Consider the following 17,984-nt stretch of genomic DNA (forward strand, 5'->3'; position numbering starts at 1 on the left):
TGAAAGAGAAGTCGACATGGGCGTGACCCCGATCCGGCCTGGCCAACTCGCGGGCGTTCCGCTCGGCCGCCGTCCGGCTGAGCCGATCATCGAGATCGATCACGTCTCGCAGGTGTTCAAGACCTCGTCGCGTCGTGACCATACTGCGCTGTCGGACATTTCGCTGTCGGTCGAGGAGGGCGCTTTCGTCTCCATCCTCGGTCCGTCCGGCTGCGGCAAGTCCACCTTGCTCTACATCGTCGGCGGCTTCGTCAGTCCGACCGGCGGCACGGCAAAGATGAAGGGCAAGCCGATCACCGGGCCCGGGACCGACCGCGGCCCGGTGTTCCAGGAGTTCGCGCTGTTTCCCTGGAAGAGCGTGCTCGGCAACGTCATGTACGGCCCGCTGCAGCAGGGCATCAAGCCTTCGAAAGCCGAGGCCCGCGCCCGGGCGCTGATCGCCATGGTCGGCCTGACCGGATTCGAAAAATTCTATCCGAAGGAGCTGTCCGGCGGCATGAAGCAGCGAGTCGCGCTGGCGCGCACGCTGGCCTATGGCCCCGAGGTGCTGCTGATGGACGAGCCGTTCGGTGCGCTCGATGCGCATACGCGCACGCGGCTGCAGAACGATCTGCTCGAGATCTGGGAGCGCGACCGCAAGACCGTGCTGTTCGTGACGCACTCCGTCGAGGAGGCCGTGTTTCTGTCGGACAAGGTGGTGATGATGTCGCGCTCGCCGGGCCGCATCCGCGAGGTCATCGACATCGACCTGCCGCGGCCGCGCCGCCGCGAGGAGCTGCTGCTCGATCCGCGCTACCAGAAATACATCGTCGAGATCGAGCGCATGTTCGATGCCTCCGGCGACAACGAGCTGCCGTCATGAACGCGCTCCTGAAGCCGCTCGCGCCGGTGCTGGCCTGCTGCGGCCTGCTCGCGGCCTGGCAGCTCGCCTCGCTCGGGCTGAAGAACGACAGCTTCCCGACCGCGCTGGACTCGCTGCGCGCGATCCCGCCGATCCTCACCGACAAGGAATCGCTGATCAACATCCTGGCGTCGCTGCGGCGGATGGCGATCGGCTTCGCGCTGGCGCTGTCGTTCGCGATTCCCCTGGGGCTCTTGATGGGGCGCAGCCGGTCGATGGCGGCCTTCTTCAATCCATTGCTGATGCTGATCTACCCGGTGCCGAAGGCGGCGTTGATGCCGATCATCATGCTCTGGCTCGGCGTCGGCGACATCTCCAAGACGCTGGTGATCTTCCTCGGCGTCAGCCTGCCCGTGATCTATCACAGCTTCGAGGGCGCCAAGGCGGTCGAGGAGAAGATGCTGTGGTCCGGTGCGGCGATGGGGCTTTCTCCCGGTGAGCGTCTGCTGCGCATCGTCCTGCCCGCGGCATTGCCGGAAATCCTGACCGGCTGCCGCACTGGAATCGTGCTGGCGCTGATCACGATGGTGACCAGCGAGATGATCGCGCGGCAGTCCGGCGCCGGCAACATCCTGTTCAACGCGCTCGACATGGGCCAGTACGACACGGTGTTCGCGATGATCATCATCATCGGTGCGATGGGCATCTGCCTCGATGCAGCCTTCGAGGTCATCAGGCGCTGGCTGGTGCGCTGGTCCGAGCCGCAGTTCGACATGCCCCTGAGCTTCTCATGACGCCGCGCACGAGCAACGACATCCTCCTCGGCGCTGCGCCGATCGTGCTGGTCCTGCTGCTGTGGCAGGGGCTGGTGTCGTTCGGCTATGCGCCCGCCACGCTGCTGCCGCCGCCGGGCCATGTGTTCCTGCGCATGAGCCAGCAACTCTCCAACATCACGTTCCAGAAGGACATCGCGGCGACCTTGTTCCGGCTGTTCGCCGGCTTTGCGATTGCGGTCGTGCTTGGCGTGTCCCTCGGCATTGCCGCGGCGGTGAGCCCGCCGGTCAACGCAGCCGTCAAGCCGATCGTGCGCGTGCTGGCGCCGCTGCCGAAGGTCGCACTCTATCCGGCCTTCCTGCTGCTGCTCGGCTTCGGCCACGAATCCAAGATCATGCTGGTGGCCGCGGACGCGCTGTTTCCGATCCTGCTGTCGACCTATTACGGCGCGACGATCGTCGAGCAGAAGCTGATCTGGTCGGCGCTCGCCGCCGGCACACCGCCGCGCGACGTGCTGTGGAAGGTGGTGCTGCCGGCCGCGATGCCCTCGATCCTGACCGGTTGCCGCATCGGCCTCGTCATCTCATGCATCGTGGTGTTCCTGGCCGAGATGATCACCTCGACCGACGGGCTCGGCCATGTGCTGGTCACTGCTGCGCGCACGTTCCAGGCCGTCGACATGTTCGTGCCGCTGATCACGATCTCGCTTTTGGGCCTCATTCTCAATGCCCTGTTGCAGGGCCTGCGCGCTTATCTGCTGCGCGGCTTCCCCTCAGTCTGATAAAAAGCGCGAACAAGAATCGGGAGGACGGACCATGTTGGCGGATCGCATCGAGGCGAAATGGATCGACGCATTCTGCGAGATCTTCGAGCGTTGTGCCGTGAAGGCGGGTGATACCGCCGCGATCCTGTCCGAGACGCAGTCGCGCGCGCTTAACGTCCATCTGGCGGAATTGGCGCTGCTGCGCATGGGCGCGCGGCCGTTCCATGTGGTGGTGCCGACCCCGCGCAACCCTCATCCCGTTCCGGTGCGCTCGACCGGTGCGTCCGAAGCCATTGGCAAGCTCGGCCCCGTCGTGACCGCGCTCCAGCAGGCCGGCTTCGTCGTCGACTGCACCATCGAAGGCCTGATGCACGCGGTGGAGACGCCGGAGATCCTCAATGCCGGCGCGCGCATTCTCGTGATCTCCAATGAGCATCCCGAGGCGCTGGAGCGCATGCGGCCTGATTCCGCGCTGGAGAAGCGCGTCCGCGCCGCCGCCAAGATGCTGCGCGGCACCAAGCGCATGCGCGTGACCTCCAAGGCCGGCACCGATCTCGACGTGATCATGGAGGGCGCCTCCACCGTCGGCGTCTGGGGCTGGACCGACCGTCCCGGCACCTTGGCGCATTGGCCGGGCGGCATCGTCGTCAGCTTCCCCAAGAGCGGCTCCGTCAACGGCACCATCGTGATGGCGCCCGGCGACATCAACCTCACCTTCAAGCGCTATCTGAGCTCGCCTGTGACGATGACGATGCGCGACGACTACATCACCGCCTTGGAAGGCGAGGGCGCCGACGCCGCGATGATGCGCGCCTATCTCGCCTCCTGGGGCGACCGCGAGGCCTATGCCGTGTCGCATGTCGGCTGGGGCATGAACCCCGGCGCGCGCTACGAAGCGCTGACCATGTACGACCAGCGCGACACCAACGGCACCGAACTGCGCGCCGTCCCCGGCAACTTCCTGTTCTCCACCGGCGCCAACGAATTCGCCGGCCGCTACACGGCGGGGCACTTCGACCTGCCGATGATGGGCACCACGATCGAGCTAGATGGCACAGCCGTCATCAAGGACGGCGTGCTGCAGGACGTGTTCGGGTAGTTCTCGCGTCCGTATTTCACGCATATCTGTTCCACAGGCGGTGCGCCCCCCCTCCCTCTTGCGGGGAGGGGTCGGGGGTGGGGGTCCCCGAACTTCGCTTTCCGCCACGAAAGCTGAGCTAAAATCCTCGGGCTCGCTGTTAGTTTAAGTTGACGACCTCACCGCGTCATTGCGAGCCCAGCGAAGCAATCCAGAGCCACGCCCACCACCCTGGATTGCTTCGCTGCGCTCGCAATGACGGCTCGTGTTTCCGAGCAGCGGTGATATCCGCATGGTCCGTTGAAGCGCCTGCGCAATCAACGCCGCTCGGTGCCCCGGGGACCCCCGCCCCCGACCCCTCCCCGCAAGGGGGAGGGGAGCGCACCGTGATCGCAGGCGGCAGGTCGCTTCAAACGACGAGGTGCGCTCGCGTCCCGTTGCGCTCCAATGTGTTCCGAAAAAAATAAATTACTTGCCATTTTTCGGAATTCATGGTTCTCTCTCGCCATCCCGCCTCACTGCGGAGCAACTGTGCTTTTGAGGTAGGCCGGCGAACGACCGGCCTCAAGGCTGGCGCGAGACGCGCCCCCGCCTTCGGCGGCTGAAGGCCTTGACCCCGTCCGCTCGCCGTCCTGTTGGCTTGGCATGCACTCGGTCGTGGACCGAGCGCAGTGTGGCGCTCGATCAGTTCATTACAACGCGCGGCTGCTTGGGATTCCATTTTTCGCCGCGGGCGATCATCGTATTGAGGATGATGATCAGCTTGCGCATACAGGCGATGAGGGCAACTTTCGGCTCTTTGCCCTTGGCGATGAGGCGTTCATAGTAGGTCTTGAGCACCGGATTATGCTGCGTCGCTGCCCCGAGGCAGGGAAGGAACAGGCCGTTTCTCACCCAGCGCCGACCTCCCTTGATGTAGCGCTCGCCTCGGCGCTTGCCGCTGTCGTCGTCGTAAGGGGCAACACCGATCAGGGCAGCGGCGATCCTGTCACTCACCTTGCCGAGCTCCGGCGCTCCTGCGATGAGGAGCGCGGAGGTCATGGCGGCAAGCCCCGGCACACTTTCAATGATCTCGGCGCGCTCGGCAAATTCCGGCGTCGCCTTGACCCTGGCGAAGATCGCAGCCTCGAGCTTCGCAAGCTGAGCCGCGAGCGTCTTCAACACCTGGGAATGGGCCTTCTGCGCCAATCCCGGCACAACATGCTCGGTCTGGTTCTGCAAACGGGTTTTCAGATCCATCAGATTCTTGCGCGCTTTCACCAGCCCCGCCAGTTCCTCGCGTGCAGCATCGTAGGTCTGGCTCGGTGCCTCGTCGAACGTCCCAGCGAACCAGGCGATCATCTCTGCGTCGATCGTGTCGTTCTTCGCCAGTCGACCCGCCGACAGGGCGAAGCTGCGAACCCGTTTGGGATCAACGATCCGCACCTCTATCCCGGCCTCGCGCAGCGCCTTGGCCCATTCGCGCTCATAGCCGCCGCTGGCCTCCATGACGGCCTTGGTCACCTTGTGCTTGCGAAGCAAGGCCACCAACTGGCGATGCCCAAGCGAACTGCTCGGAAATGTCTGCCGTACTCCGAGTTTCCGAATGCAGCCGTCCACCTTGTCCTTGGCCACATCGATGCCAGCGACACCATTTGCGATCTGTGTCATCGTCCACTCCCTTCCTTGCCTTGTATGGGCTCGAAGCCCTTGCAACTGTTCGGGTTGAGGAAGATCACCGGAGCTGTCCCTCGCTCTGATACAGGCTCTGCCGCGTTTGGGGCGTTACGGGCTCAGATCCAGCGACGGGCGGTTTTGCGAGAACCGCCCGTTCGCGCATTCTGGCAGATCTGGCGTACACAAGGGGCGTTGCGCGCGATCGTCACGACACGCGGGGCGGGGAGCGATGGCCGCGAGAGATCGCAGCGTCTTCTTGCGAGGGCGCGGACGAACGATCTGACGCGGACGGTCAAGTCGCGTGGTCCTGGCCTCCCGACGCTGAGGTCAAGTTCGCGCTGGTGCTGAGGCATCACGTGGATGACGGTGGCCAACGAGCCGGCGCACCGGGGAGATCGCGAAGCAGCCGTAAGCCCATCGCGCAGGGAAGGCCGGGCGTTTCCGGCTGCACCTGTGGTACCTGCCGCCTGCATTCTTGTTAGCAGGCGGGCCGCAGGCGTCAGCCGACGCCTGGCCTTCCCTGCGCCCTCTGCATTGCAAGAGGGACGATCAGATCGCAGGCCTCGGGCGCAACACGCCGCGAGAACGAGACATCGTGCCAGCCGCTGTTTGAACCGTGTATCCGACCCACCCACGACTGTCGTCCCGGACAAGCCATGACGCGCGCCAGCGCGTCGCGGCGCCGATCCGGGACCCATACGCCGCAGCAGAGGTTGTCTTGCGAGACGTCAACGACCAGCCTGCCTCAAACCACTCCCTGGGGGTATGGGTCCCGTCGTTCGCCGGGACGACGGCGGTGCTTGTTGATGCAGTCGCGATCAACATTTGCGAGAAGCTACAACCCCGCTGCCGTAGGGTGGGCAAAGCAGCCGCCCGCAGGGCGGTTGCGTGCCCACCGTGCATCCGCGGATGTTGAGCGAGGTGGTGGGCACGGCGCGCGCGAGAGCTTAGCTTACGACGCGCAGCGTGCCGCGCCTTTGCCCACCCTACGGTCCCCGACGATACGCGTCGCCTCAATCCACCACCGGCGGACGGGCCAGCTTGAAATGCCGGAGCATCTCGACCAGCGCGCCGAGCCGCTGCTCGCGATACGCGGCGACATCCATCCCGGAATAGTCGAGGAATCCCGCGCCCGTGCGCAGGCCGATGCGGCCTTCGGCCATGTTGCGCTCGATCACGTCAGGCGCGCGATAGCGATCGCTGCCCAGCGCGCCTTCGAGATAACGGCTGGCGTAGTAGAGGATGTCGCCGCCGCCCCAGTCGATGAACTCGAGCAGGCCGAGCACGGCGTAGCGGAAGCCAAAACCGTAGCGGATCGCCTTGTCGATCTCCTCGGCGCTGGCGACACCTTCGCCGACCATGCGCGCCGCCTCGTTCATGGCGAGCGCCTGGATGCGCGGCACGATGAAGCCCGGCGTCGCCGCGCAGACCACCGGCACCTTGCCGATGCCTTCGAGCAGCGCCTTCAACCGCGCCGTCACGTCGGGATCGGTGGCCTTGCCCGGCGAGATCTCGACCAGCGGAATCAGATAGGCCGGATTGAGCCAGTGCGCATTGAGGAAGCGCGCTGGGTTCTCGATCGCACTGGAGAGATCATCAACCAGAATCGTCGACGTCGTCGAGGCGATGATCACCTCGGGCGCGACCGCGCGCGACGCCGCACCGAGCACCTCGCGCTTGAGGTCCACGATCTCCGGCACGCCCTCGAACACCAGCGTGGTCCCGCCAAGCACATCGCTGCTCGCGCTGGCCGGCGCGACGGCGACCTTGCCCATCAGCCTGTCCGCGTCGGTCGCCTGCAGCATCCCGAGCCGCGCCAGCGTCGCAAACGTCGCGCGGATCTCGCCAAGCGCATCGCTCTCCAGCCTGGCGAACTCTTCAGCCGTGCGCGGCTTGATGTCGATCATTGTCACCGGATGGCCGGCATAGGCGAAGGCCACGGCGATGCCGCGGCCCATGCGGCCGGCGCCGAGGCAGGCGATGTGACCGCGCGCGCTCATGCCGCAAATCCCTCGCGCAGCAGCGCCTGCAGCGCGGTCCGATCGAGGCCGCCGAGGCCGAGGCTCTCGAGCGTGCGTCCCGTCGCCATGAAGTCCTCGCCGCAGATGGCGCCACCGATGGCAAGGAAGGCGCGGGCGAGCGGTGTCGATGTGCAGGTCAGCTCGGCGGCCGAGATCAGGAACGACAGGCCGAGCCTGAGATCCTCGCGCATGTAGCGATGCTGCGTCAGCACCAGCTGCTCGCGCCAGTCACCGGAATCGGTGAGCCGGTCATGCGAGCCGCGGCCGTACATCCAGATCTCACCCTCCTTGGCATAGTGATGCGCCAGCGGGAAATGCGGCGCGCCATAGCCGAGCGCCTCGCGCACCGCGATCCGCTCGGCATCGAGCGCATCGGTGACGCGGCGAATGGAGGGCTGCGTGCCCTCCTTGTGAATGTCCCAGCGCTCGAAATGCTCGATCGGTCCCGCGTTCATCACGATCAGCGGCGGATGGATGATGCAGCCGGCATTCATCAGCGCGCCGGACAGCGCGTCACCGCAGGGTTCGATCACGCCGGGGAAGGCGCGGCTGATGACGGCGAGCGCGTGCTCGGCCGTCTTCGAAGGAAACACGCCGACCGGCAGCCGCTTGGCGCGGATCGTGATCGCGACCTCGAACGGGCCGTGCTTGCGCGTCAGCCAGGGCAGGGTGCCAGTCTCCGCGTAGCTGACCTCAGCTGTGTTGCCGGCGTCACGCGCGGCGGCCGCGAAGATCATCGTGCCGAACGTCGCCGGCGGCAGGAACACGACCTGGCCATCGGCGAGATGCGGCGCCAGTTGGCGCGCGATGTCGGCTTGCGCGAAGGCCGGCGCCGGACAGAGGATCAGCTCGGCGCCCCGGACGGCCTCGCCGACGTCGGTCGTGACCAGCGCGAGCCTGGCCTCATGGCGTCCGTTGACGTCCTTGACGATGATCGTCGAACCCGCCGCTCTGTGCTGCGCGACGGCCTCCGCATCACGGCGCCAGAACCGGACCTCGTGACCTCCCAGGGCGAAATCGCCTGCGGCTGCGAACGAGCCATTGCCGCCGCCGAGCACTGCTATCTTCAAGAGCGCAACTCCCTATCGGTCATCTGGCATCTGGCGCAGTAGATGGTGCTGTACCTTGCCGAGCGCGGTGCGCGGCAGGTCGTCGACAAAGATGATGTCGCGCGGCACCTTGAAGCGCGCGAGCTGCGCCTGCAGATGCGCGCGCAGAGTCTCGGCGTCGAGCGCGCAGCCCGTGCGTTTGACGACGAACGCCACCGGCACCTCGTCCCAGCGCGGGTCGGGCCGGCCGATCACGCCGCACTCGACCACGTCCGGATGTTCGCCCAGTACGCGCTCGATCTCGGCGGGGTAGACGTTCTCGCCGCCCGAGATGATCATGTTGTTCTTGCGCTCGAGCACGAAGAAGTACCCGTCCGCATCGCGCTGCGCGATGTCGCCGGTGCGGTACCAGCCGTCATGGATGGCCTGCTGTGTCGCTTTGGCGTTGCCCCAATATTCGAAGAACAAATTGGGCCCGCGCACCGCGATCTCGCCGGCCTTGCCCGCCGGGAGCTCATCGCCGTCGCGGTCGATGATCTTGGCCTGGCAGCACAGCCCGGGCAGGCCGGTCGAGCCGGTGCGCGAGAGGTCGCCGCCGAGCCGCGTGTAGACCGCGATCGGGCAGGTCTCGGTCGAGCCGTAGACCTGCAGCACCGGCACGCCGCGTGCGGTGATGCGATCGATCAGTGCCGGCGGCACGATGCTCGAGCCGGTCGAGACAGCCTTCAGCGACGACAAATCTGCGGTGGCCCAGCCCGGATGCTCGGTGACGGCCTGGATGGTCGCCGGCACCAGCACCGTCAAGGTCGGCCGTTCGTTGACGATCGCCGCGAGCGTGGAGTCCGGCGTGAAGCGCGCATGCAAGGTCACAGTGGCGCCGTGATGCAGCGCCGGCGTGGTCTGGATGTTGAGGCCGCCGACATGGAACAGCGGCAGCACCGTCAGCACGTGATCGTCGGAGCTGAGGCCATGCATATGCTGGCTCATCACCCCATTCCACAGCAGCGCCTCCTGCCGCAGCACCGCGCCCTTCGGCCGGCCCGTCGTGCCCGACGTGTAGACGATCAGCAGCGGGCAGGAGAGATCGATGTGCGGGTTGCGATCGTCGCCATGGCCGCGGGCCAGCAGTTCCTCGATGTCGGGTCCGTTGGCCGGCGCGAAGTCGAGGCCGACGGGCACGGTCTCCGGGGGCAGCTCGACGAGCACCGACGCAAACGCTTGCTCCAGCACCAGCACCTTGGCGGCGGCATCGGTGAGGATGAAGACCTGCTCGGCCACCGCAAGCCGCCAGTTCAGCGGCACCAGGATCGCGCCGAGCCGCGCGCAGGCATAGAGCAGGACCAGATAGTCCGGCCGGTTGAGACTGAGGATCGCGACGCGGTCGCCGCGCCCGACGCCGAACTCGGATTTCAGCGCCCGCGCCATTTTGGCGATGCGGTCACTGAAGTCGGCATAGCTCAGCGTCGCGCCTTCGAAGCGGATCGCCGGCTTGTCCGGCGTGAACGCGGCGTTGCGCTCGATCAGGCTGCAGAGGTCCACGCTCTATTCGTCCGTCTCGCCGGGCTCGTACAGCGCCTCGCGGCCGATGCGGTCGAGGCAGAGCTCGGCGGTCCAGGGCAGCATCAGCGAGCCGCAGCGGCTGTCGCGATAGATGCGCTCCAGCGGCAGCGTCTTCAGCATCGACTGTCCGCCGCAGGTGCGGATGGCGAGCGCGGCAAGCTCGTTGGCGCCTTCCATGACGGAGTATTGCGCGGCATAGGCGCGCAGCACCTGCTCCTTGGTCGGGTTGGCACGCGCCTCGGTGACGGCCTGGAACCAGATGCCCTTGATCTGCTCCAGCTTGATCTGCATCTGCGCCACCGCGATCTGCTTGGTCGGGTACATCCGCCGCTTGACCGGCGGCATGCCCGGCACCTCGCCACGCAGATATTTCAGGGTGAAATCGTACGCCGCCTGCGCCAGTCCCATATAGGTCGGCGACAAGGTCATGAACATATGCGGCCAGCGCATCGCCGCCTGGAAATAGACCCCGCGGGGCATCAGCGCCGCGTCCTCGTCGACGAACACGTCCTTGAAGATCAGCGTGCGCGACACCGTGCCGCGCATGCCCAGGGGATCCCAGTCACCGACCACGGACACGCCCTCGGTCTTGGCGGGGATCGCGAGGTAGAGCGTGTTGCGCCGAGACGCCTTCTCGCCCTCGCTGATCTCGGTGCACAGCACGCCATAATAGTCGGCGTGGCCGGAGAGCGAGGCGAAGATCTTCTTGCCGCTGACCAGCCAGCCGCCCTTGACCGGTCTGGCCTCGGTGCCGAACGCCACGCCACCAGCCGCAGCCGCGCCACCCTCGGAGAACGGCTGCGAGTAGATCGCGCCGTCGTCGACGATGCGCTTGTAGTGGATCGCGCGCCGCCGCTCATGCGATGCACGCATCTCGTCGTCCATGTCGAGATCGTCGGCGAGTGGTCCCGACCATAGTGTCGAGCAGACATGCATGTTCCAGGTTAGCGCCGTGGCGCCGCAATAGCGGCCGATCTCGGCGGCGGCGAGCGCGTAGGTCTGATAGCCGGCGCCGAGACCGCCGAGAGATTTCGGCACGGAGATGCCGAGCAGGCCTGCGCGATGCAAATCCTTGTAGTTCTCGGTCGGAAACGTCGCCTCGCGATCCCAGATGGCGGCGCGTCCCGCGAGCACGCTCTGCCCGAGTTGCCGGGCGCGGCTGATGATGTCGGCCTGCTCGGCCGTCAGCCGATAGGCGGCCGGATCGAACATCGGCGCATCGAGCGCTTCGCCCGATGCGGCCGCCGTCTTCTGGACCGGGATCGTCATCATGCCTCCGCCGCCATTGATGCTGAGTGTGCGTTCAGGAACGAAGCGAGCGCGGCGTTGAACGCGCCGGGGCGCTCGAGATTGACGAGATGGCCGGCGCCCTGAAGCTCGACATACTCGGCCGAGGGGATGAAGCTCGCCATCTTCTCCATCATGGGCGCCGGTGCGTTACGATCCTTTGAGCCCGAGAGGACGAGGGTCGGCACCTTGATGTCCTTCAACGCCTGGCGCCGGTCGAAGCCGAGCAGGGCCAGCATGCTGGCGCGATAGCTTGCCTCGGGCACGCCGGCCATGGAGGAGGTTGCGAGTTCGAGACCCTGCGGATCGGGATCGTCGCCAACCAGCTCCTTCACGAGGTCCGGCGCCAACGATGCCATGGTGGCGCCGCGGTCGAGCGGCCCGAGACGCGCCTCGATGAATGATGTCTGCCAGTCGCCGTCGGCCTTGCCGAACGCCGGGCTGGTCTGTGCCAGCACCACGGCCGACGCGGCCATCGGGTGTGTCATCAGCCATTCCTGCACGATCATTCCGCCAATGGAATGGCCAACGAGAATCGGCCGCTGGGCCTCGATCTGAATCAGGAAGTCCTGCAGCGCGGCAGCAAGCGTCGTAATGCTGACCTGGTCGAGCCGAGCTGATTGGCCATAGCCTGGCATGTCCCAGGCCACCGCATGAAAGCGCTCACCAAAATATTCGAGCTGGCCGCGCCATGCGCGCGCTGCGCCTCCGATGCCGTGCAGGAACACCACCGTCTGCTGCCGGGGCGCCCCCGACGCCTCGTAGCCGAAGCGGCCGTCCTTCGTGATCAGGATTTGCGAAGCAGGCACGCAGACCTCCGAAATACGCCCGAGGCCGCAACGTCGCTCGCCCAGGGCTCGTGAACGCTAGCCACGGCGACAGAGGTGTCAAGCGGCTTCGGACGCGTTGTTGCAAAAATTTGAAGTTTAAAATAAATTCGAAGTCGCGATCGTGTTGCAAGAGATGAGGAGGCGCTTGCATGTCTGGATTGCCTGCAGCTGCGCATGCAATGGTGACTGGCGGTGGGCGCGGCATCGGCCGCGAGATCGCGCGAGTTCTGAAGCTTGCCGGCGCAACCGTGACGATCGTCGGCCGCAACGGCGCAACGCTCGATGAGGCGATCACAGCCGGCTGCGCCGATTACGCCGCGATCGCCGATGTTGCCGATCAGGCCGCTTTGAATGCGGCGGTTACTGCTGCCGTCGCGCGCCGGCCGATCGACATCCTGATTGCCAATGCCGGAAGTGCGGAGTCCGCCCCGTTCCTGAAATCGGATGCCGCGCTGTTCCGTCGCATGATCGACATCAATCTCATGGGCGTCGTGCATGCTGTCCAGGCGGTGTTGCCCGCGATGAAGGCAAGGTCCTATGGCCGCATCGTTGCGGTCGCGTCCACGGCAGGGCTCAAGGGCTATCCCTATGTCAGCGCCTACACCGCCGCGAAGCACGCGGTCGTCGGCCTGACGCGCTCGCTGGCCCTGGAGCTGGCTGCAACGCCCGTGACCGTCAACGCGGTCTGTCCCGGCTTCACCGACACGGACCTCGTCGCCGACAGTGTCGACAACATCATGAAGAAGACCGGCCGCAGCCGGGAGCAGGCGATCGCCGAGCTTGCCAAGCACAATCCGCAGGGGCGGCTCATCATGCCCCAGGAAGTTGCTGATACCGTGTTGTGGCTGTGCGGCAGCGGTGCCAGCGCGATCACGGGTCAGGCGATCGCGGTCGCCGGCGGCGAAGTCTAGACCGCAACGCCAAACAATAAGACTCGAAGGAAGGAAGCCATCATGTCGAGACCTGCCAACCCCGTCACCGTGCCATTGGCGGACTACAAGCCCAGCTATTTCCTGTTGACGGTTAAGGATCGCGTCGCGACCGTGACGTTGAACCGGCCGGAGCGCAAGAACCCGCTGACTTTCGAGAGCTACCGCGAGCTGACCGACTTTTTCCGGGCCTGCGCGTTCGACGATGACGTCAAGGCGATCGTCGTCACTGGTGCCGGCGGCAATTTTTCGTCGGGCGGCGACGTGTTCGAGATCATCGGCCCGCTGGTCAAGATGGACACCAAGGGGTTGACGGCCTTCACCCGGATGACCGGAGATCTCGTCAAGGCGATGCGCGCCTGTCCGCAGCCGATCGTGGCGGCGGTCGAGGGCATCTGCGCCGGCGCTGGCGCCATCGTTGCGATGGCCTCCGACATCAGGCTCGCCGCGACCGGCGCGAAGGTGGCGTTCCTGTTCAACAAGGTCGGTCTCGCCGGCTGCGACATGGGCGCCTGCGCGATCCTGCCGCGCATCATCGGCCAGTCGCGCGCTTCCGAGCTGCTCTATACCGGCCGCTTCATGAGTGCGGACGAGGGCGAGCGCTGGGGCTTCTTCAGTCGCATCGTCGCGCCCGCCGACGTGTTGGCGCAGGCCATCGTCTTGGCAACCGAGATCGCAAACGGCCCGACCTTCGCGAACACGATGACCAAGCGCATGCTGGCGATGGAATGGGCGATGTCGATCGAGGAGGCGATCGAGGCCGAGGCAGTTGCCCAGGCCTTGTGCATGACCACCGAGGATTTCAACCGGGCCTTCGAAGCCTTTGCCGCCAAGTCCAAGCCGGTCTTCCAGGGCAATTGACCGGATGCCGGAACCGAAGGGGCTTGCCAGGAGATATTTTAGGGTTAAAATAATTTCCATTGGCTCGGCACCCTTGCGGAGGCGCTCATGAAGATCGCGATCATCGGCGGCGGACCCGCCGGTCTCTATGCGGCCATCTTGCTCAAGAAGCAGCGGCCCGGCGCCGACATTGCGGTCTACGAGCGCAACCGCCCCGACGACACGTTCGGCTTCGGCGTGGTGTTCTCCGACGCCACGCTCGACAATTTTGAGAAGCACGATCTTCCGAGCTATCAGCGCATCACCCAGGAGTTCGCCTACTGGGACGACATCGCGGTGCACTTCCGCGGGACGGTGCATCGGGTCGGCGGCAACGGCTTCTGCGGCTGCTCCCGCCGCACGCTGCTGATGATCCTGCAGGAGCGGGCGCGCGAGCTCGGCGTCAGCCTGCAGTTCGAAGTCGACCTCGACAGCGAGGCGCTGTTCGCGGATGCCGATCTCATCCTGCTGTCCGACGGCATCAACAGCCGCTTCCGCGACAAGCACGTCGACCATTTCCAGCCCGAGGTCGACCTGCGCGCCAACAAGTTTGCCTGGATGGGCTCGACCAAGCCGCTCGACGCCTTCACCTTCATCTTTCAGGAGACCGAATGGGGCCCGTTCATCGCCCATGCCTATCAGTATGAAGCGGGACGCTCGACCTGGATCTTCGAGACGGATCCCGTGACCTTCGAGAAGGCCGGCCTGACGGGGCTCGACGAGCGGCAATCTGCCGACCGGATGAAAGAGATCTTCGGCTGGTTCCTCGGCGATCACCCGCTCCTGACCAACCGCTCGATGTGGCGGAATTTCCCGATGATCCGCAACAAGCGCTGGGTCAAGGACAACATGGTGCTGCTCGGCGACGCCAAGTCGACGGCGCATTTCTCGATCGGCTCGGGCACCAAGCTTGCCATGGAAGATGCGATCGCGCTCGCGGATGCCATGCAGCGCTCTCCCACGATTGCTGGTGCGCTCGATCTCTACGAGAACGGCCGGCGCGAGGAGGTCGAGAAGACCCAGCATGCGGCCGATGTGTCGCTGGTCTGGTTCGAGCATCTCGACCGGTTCTGGGATTTCGATCCCGTGCAGTTCGCGTTCGGCGTGATGACGCGCTCGAAGGCGATCACCTACGACAATCTCACTTTGCGCGCGCCGGATTTCGTGGCCGAGGTCGACAAGGCTTTCGCGCGCCAGGTCCGCGCCAAGGGCTTTGATGTCGATGTCGAGACGCCTGTCGCGCCGATGTTCCAGCCGCTCAAGCTGCGCGAGATGACGGTTGCCAATCGCGCGGTGCTGTCGCCGATGTGCATGTACTCGGCCGAGGAGGGCGTGCCCGGCGATTTCCATCTGGTGCACTACGGCTCGCGCGCCATCGGCGGGGCCGGTCTGCTGTTCACCGAGATGACCTGCGTCAGCCGCGACGCCCGCATCACGCCCGGCTGCGCCGGTCTGTGGAACGACGCGCAGGAAGCGGCCTGGAAGCGCATCGTCGATTTCGTCCATGCCAATTCCAAAGCCAAGTTCGCGCTGCAGCTGGGGCACGCCGGACGCAAGGGCGCGTCCAAGCTGATGTGGGACGGGATGGACCGTCCGCTGGAGCAGGGTGGCTGGGAGATCGTGTCGGCATCGCCGCTGCCATATTTCCCGGACAGCCAGGTGCCGCGCGAGCTCGACCGCAAGGCGATGGACGCGATCAAGGCCGACTTCGTCGCAGCGGCCGAGCGTGGCCACGCTTGCGGCTTCGACATGCTCGAGCTGCACTGCGCCCACGGCTATCTGCTCGCGAGCTTCATCTCGCCGCTGACCAACAAGCGGACCGACGCGTATGGTGGTGCGCTGGAGAACCGGCTGCGCTTCCCGCTCGAAGTGTTCGCGGCGATGCGCGCGGCGTGGCCGGCGCACAAGCCGATGTCGGTGCGCATCTCGGCGACCGACTGGGCCGAAGGCGGCATCACCGGCGACGACGCGGTGCTGATTGCCCGCGCGTTCGCCGAGGCGGGTGTCGATCTCGTCGACGTCTCGACCGGGCAGACCGTGCGCGAGGCCAAGCCGGTCTATGGCCGCATGTTCCAGACGCCGTTCTCCGATCAGGTCCGCAACGAAGCTGACGTCGCGACCATGTGCGTCGGCAACATCACCACGGCCGATCAGGTCAACACCATCCTCGCTGCCGGCCGCGCCGATCTCGTCGCGCTCGGGCGCCCGCATCTGGTCGACCCGGCCTTCACGATGAAGGCGGCGGCCTGGTATGGCGCGGATATGTTCTGTCCGCCGCAATATCTGCCGGGCAAAGAGCAGATCTTCCGCAACAGCGTGCGCGAGCGGCAGGATTTCGAGGAGCTGAAGATTAAGGCTAAACCGAAAACGCGGGCGGAGCTGAAGGCCGAGGCTGCGAAGCCGCTTGCGGCGGAGTAAGCCTCCGTGCCACGCTGCCGCCCGGTGCGTCCAGAGCGAGTGGAGTAGGGGCGATGAAGGCGATCATCGTTGGCGGTGGTATCGGCGGATTGACGACGGCCCTGATGCTGCGGGCGCGCGGCATCGACTGTGAGCTGTTCGAGCAGGCGGATGCGATCCGCGAGCTCGGCGTCGGGATCAACACCCTGCCGCATGCGATCCGCGAGCTCGCCCAGCTCGGGCTGCTCGACCGGCTCGACGAGGTCGCCATCCGCACCTATGAGCTGTTCTATCTGACCCGGCGCGGTCAGGAGGTCTGGCATGAGACCCGCGGTGTCGACGCCGGCCATGACGTGCCGCAATTCTCGATCCATCGCGGCCGGCTGCAGAGCGTGATCCATCAGGCGGTGATGGAGCGGCTCGGTCCGGGCAAGGTCCACACCGGCTGCCGTCTCGGGTCCTTCACCCAGGACGAGGGCGGGGTCACCGCCTATTTCTTCGACCGCACCGGCGCTCATGTTCACACCGTCCGTGGCGACGTGCTGATCGGCGCCGACGGCATCCATTCCAAGGTCCGGCAGACGCTGTTCCCCAACGAGGGCGCGCCGTGCTGGAATGGCCTGATGCTGTGGCGCGGTGCCACCGACTGGCCGGTGTTTCTGACCGGGCGGTCGATGATCATCGCCGGCGGCCTCAACGCCAAGGCGGTGATCTACCCGATCGCCGAGGGCTCGAGCCCCGCGACGCGCCTCACCAATTGGGCCGTGCTGGTGCGCATCGGCGACGCGAACTCGACGCCGCCGCGGCGCGAGGACTGGTCGCGGCTCGGCAAGGCCGACGAACTGATGCCGCATGTCAACGGCTTCTCGATTCCCCAGGTCGACTTCGCCGCGATGGTGCGCGCGACGCCGGAGTTCTGGGAATATCCCTGCTGCGACCGCGATCCGCTGCCGTACTGGTCGAGCGGCCGGGTCACCTTGCTTGGCGACGCCGCGCATCCGATGTATCCGGTCGGCTCCAACGGTGCCTCGCAGGCGATTCTCGATGCCCGCGCGCTCGCCGATGCTTTGGCCCGCTCCGAACATCCGCGCCAGGCGCTGATGGTCTATGAGCAGAAGCGGCTGCCGATGACCGCCGAGATCGTCGCTTCGAACCGTCGCGGAGGCCCCGAGGGCGTCATCGATGCCGTCGAGCAGCTTGCGCCGCAGGGCTTTACCGACATCAACACCATTCTCAACTACGAGGCCCGCGAGGGCATCGTGCGCGGCTATGCCAGCCGGGCCGGCTTTGCCGCGCGGATGGTGACGCGGCAGGCGTCGTAAGTCAGCGTCTCGCACCGTTTTCCGGGCTGCCCCTCACCCCAGCCCTCTCCCCGTGAAGGACGGGGAGAGGGAGCACACCGTTTGCTGCGCGACGGCTTGACGACCAATGCCTCAGCCGCCTCACGCCCCCGGAGGCGGGGGCAGGAAGTGGATGTTGTGCTCGGCGGCGAGCTTCACGACGTCGTCGGGGTTCTGCTCGCGCATGTTGTGGATCGCCCAGAACAGCTCGTAGAGCCGCCGCGTCGGCGACACCCAGAACAGCGTCTTGGCGGTCTGCTGCGACTTGTTGAAGATGCCGTGCGGCTTGCCCATCGGCAGCCGCACCGTGTCGCCGGCGGTGGCGTATTCCTCGGCGCCGTCGAGGAAGAAGTCGAGCCGGCCTTCGAGGATGTAGAGATACTCGTCCTGGTCGGGATGGATGTGCGGCGGCACGAAGGTGCCGACCGGGAACGTCGCATGCCAGGAGAAGCTGTGCTCGGTGCGGTTCTTCGGCACGTAGACTTGGCCGAGGATGTTCCAGGAGATGCCCTGGATGCCCTCATTGGCCCGGGTGATGCCGGCGATTTCCGGATGGCTCATGGTAATTTCGCTCCCTTTT

15 protein-coding genes are annotated in these 17,984 nt (G+C 65.9%); 8 read left to right on the forward strand and 7 right to left on the reverse strand.

What is annotated here, in order from left to right:
• The first annotated feature begins 16 nt into the window (after positions 1-16).
• From QQL87_RS20080 to QQL87_RS20095, 4 genes are read left to right on the forward strand one after another with little or no spacing between them, the layout of a single operon-like run.
• A complete protein-coding gene (locus QQL87_RS20080) occupies positions 17-862 on the forward strand; it encodes an ABC transporter ATP-binding protein (protein ID WP_284420420.1) in 846 nt (281 codons plus the stop codon).
• Positions 859-1,635, forward strand: coding sequence for an ABC transporter permease (locus QQL87_RS20085; protein ID WP_284420419.1), 777 nt, complete (start codon positions 859-861; stop codon positions 1,633-1,635). The genes QQL87_RS20080 and QQL87_RS20085 overlap by 4 nt, the downstream gene beginning before the upstream one ends.
• Positions 1,632-2,396 (forward strand): ABC transporter permease, encoded by a 765-nt coding sequence (locus QQL87_RS20090; protein WP_284420418.1) that lies wholly within the window; start codon positions 1,632-1,634, stop codon positions 2,394-2,396. The genes QQL87_RS20085 and QQL87_RS20090 overlap by 4 nt, the downstream gene beginning before the upstream one ends.
• Positions 2,397-2,430: 34 nt before the next feature.
• Positions 2,431-3,477, forward strand: a complete 1,047-nt coding sequence (locus QQL87_RS20095) for a 2,5-dihydroxypyridine 5,6-dioxygenase NicX family protein (RefSeq protein WP_284420417.1) — start codon at positions 2,431-2,433, stop codon at positions 3,475-3,477.
• A 663-nt stretch (positions 3,478-4,140) separates the two neighbouring features.
• On the opposite strand, the gene QQL87_RS20100 is transcribed toward QQL87_RS20095, so the two are convergent.
• From QQL87_RS20100 to QQL87_RS20125, 6 genes are all read right to left on the reverse strand, one after another.
• On the reverse strand, positions 4,141-5,106 hold the full coding sequence (locus QQL87_RS20100; protein ID WP_284420416.1) for an IS110 family RNA-guided transposase: 966 nt from the start codon (positions 5,104-5,106) through the stop codon (positions 4,141-4,143).
• A gap of 1,019 nt (positions 5,107-6,125) precedes the next feature.
• Positions 6,126-7,112 (reverse strand): 3-hydroxybutyryl-CoA dehydrogenase, encoded by a 987-nt coding sequence (locus QQL87_RS20105; RefSeq protein WP_284420415.1) that lies wholly within the window; start codon positions 7,110-7,112, stop codon positions 6,126-6,128.
• Complete coding sequence (locus QQL87_RS20110; protein WP_284420414.1) at positions 7,109-8,203, reverse strand: NAD/NADP-dependent octopine/nopaline dehydrogenase family protein; 1,095 nt, start codon at positions 8,201-8,203, stop codon at positions 7,109-7,111. The genes QQL87_RS20105 and QQL87_RS20110 overlap by 4 nt, the downstream gene beginning before the upstream one ends.
• 12 nt (positions 8,204-8,215) lie before the next feature.
• Positions 8,216-9,721, reverse strand: a complete 1,506-nt coding sequence (locus tag QQL87_RS20115) for a class I adenylate-forming enzyme family protein (RefSeq protein ID WP_284420413.1) — start codon at positions 9,719-9,721, stop codon at positions 8,216-8,218.
• A gap of 3 nt (positions 9,722-9,724) precedes the next feature.
• On the reverse strand, positions 9,725-11,011 hold the full coding sequence (locus tag QQL87_RS20120; RefSeq protein ID WP_284420412.1) for an acyl-CoA dehydrogenase family protein: 1,287 nt from the start codon (positions 11,009-11,011) through the stop codon (positions 9,725-9,727).
• Positions 11,011-11,838 carry an alpha/beta fold hydrolase gene (locus tag QQL87_RS20125; protein ID WP_284420411.1) on the reverse strand — a complete coding sequence of 276 codons (828 nt, stop codon included), beginning with the start codon at positions 11,836-11,838 and terminating at the stop codon, positions 11,011-11,013. The genes QQL87_RS20120 and QQL87_RS20125 overlap by 1 nt, the downstream gene beginning before the upstream one ends.
• A 170-nt stretch (positions 11,839-12,008) precedes the next feature.
• On the opposite strand from QQL87_RS20125, the gene QQL87_RS20130 reads away from it, so the two are divergent.
• The 4 genes from QQL87_RS20130 (at position 12,009) to QQL87_RS20145 (ending at position 17,386) form a co-directional block, all read left to right on the forward strand.
• Positions 12,009-12,770: an SDR family NAD(P)-dependent oxidoreductase gene (locus QQL87_RS20130; RefSeq protein ID WP_284420410.1), complete on the forward strand. Its 762-nt coding sequence runs from the start codon at positions 12,009-12,011 to the stop codon at positions 12,768-12,770.
• 42 nt (positions 12,771-12,812) lie between these two features.
• A complete protein-coding gene (locus tag QQL87_RS20135) occupies positions 12,813-13,649 on the forward strand; it encodes an enoyl-CoA hydratase family protein (protein ID WP_284420409.1) in 837 nt (278 codons plus the stop codon).
• Between the two features lie 87 nt (positions 13,650-13,736).
• Positions 13,737-16,085, forward strand: coding sequence for a bifunctional salicylyl-CoA 5-hydroxylase/oxidoreductase (locus QQL87_RS20140; protein ID WP_284420408.1), 2,349 nt, complete (start codon positions 13,737-13,739; stop codon positions 16,083-16,085).
• 53 nt (positions 16,086-16,138) lie between these two features.
• Positions 16,139-17,386, forward strand: coding sequence for a flavin-dependent oxidoreductase (locus QQL87_RS20145; RefSeq protein ID WP_284420407.1), 1,248 nt, complete (start codon positions 16,139-16,141; stop codon positions 17,384-17,386).
• 120 nt (positions 17,387-17,506) lie between these two features.
• On the opposite strand, the gene QQL87_RS20150 is transcribed toward QQL87_RS20145, so the two are convergent.
• Positions 17,507-17,965, reverse strand: a complete 459-nt coding sequence (locus QQL87_RS20150; RefSeq protein ID WP_172111799.1) for a cupin domain-containing protein — start codon at positions 17,963-17,965, stop codon at positions 17,507-17,509.
• Positions 17,966-17,984: the final 19 nt, after the last annotated feature.

This window comes from Bradyrhizobium sp. SSBR45G (genome assembly GCF_030159255.1).
Lineage (GTDB): Bacteria > Pseudomonadota > Alphaproteobacteria > Rhizobiales > Xanthobacteraceae > Bradyrhizobium.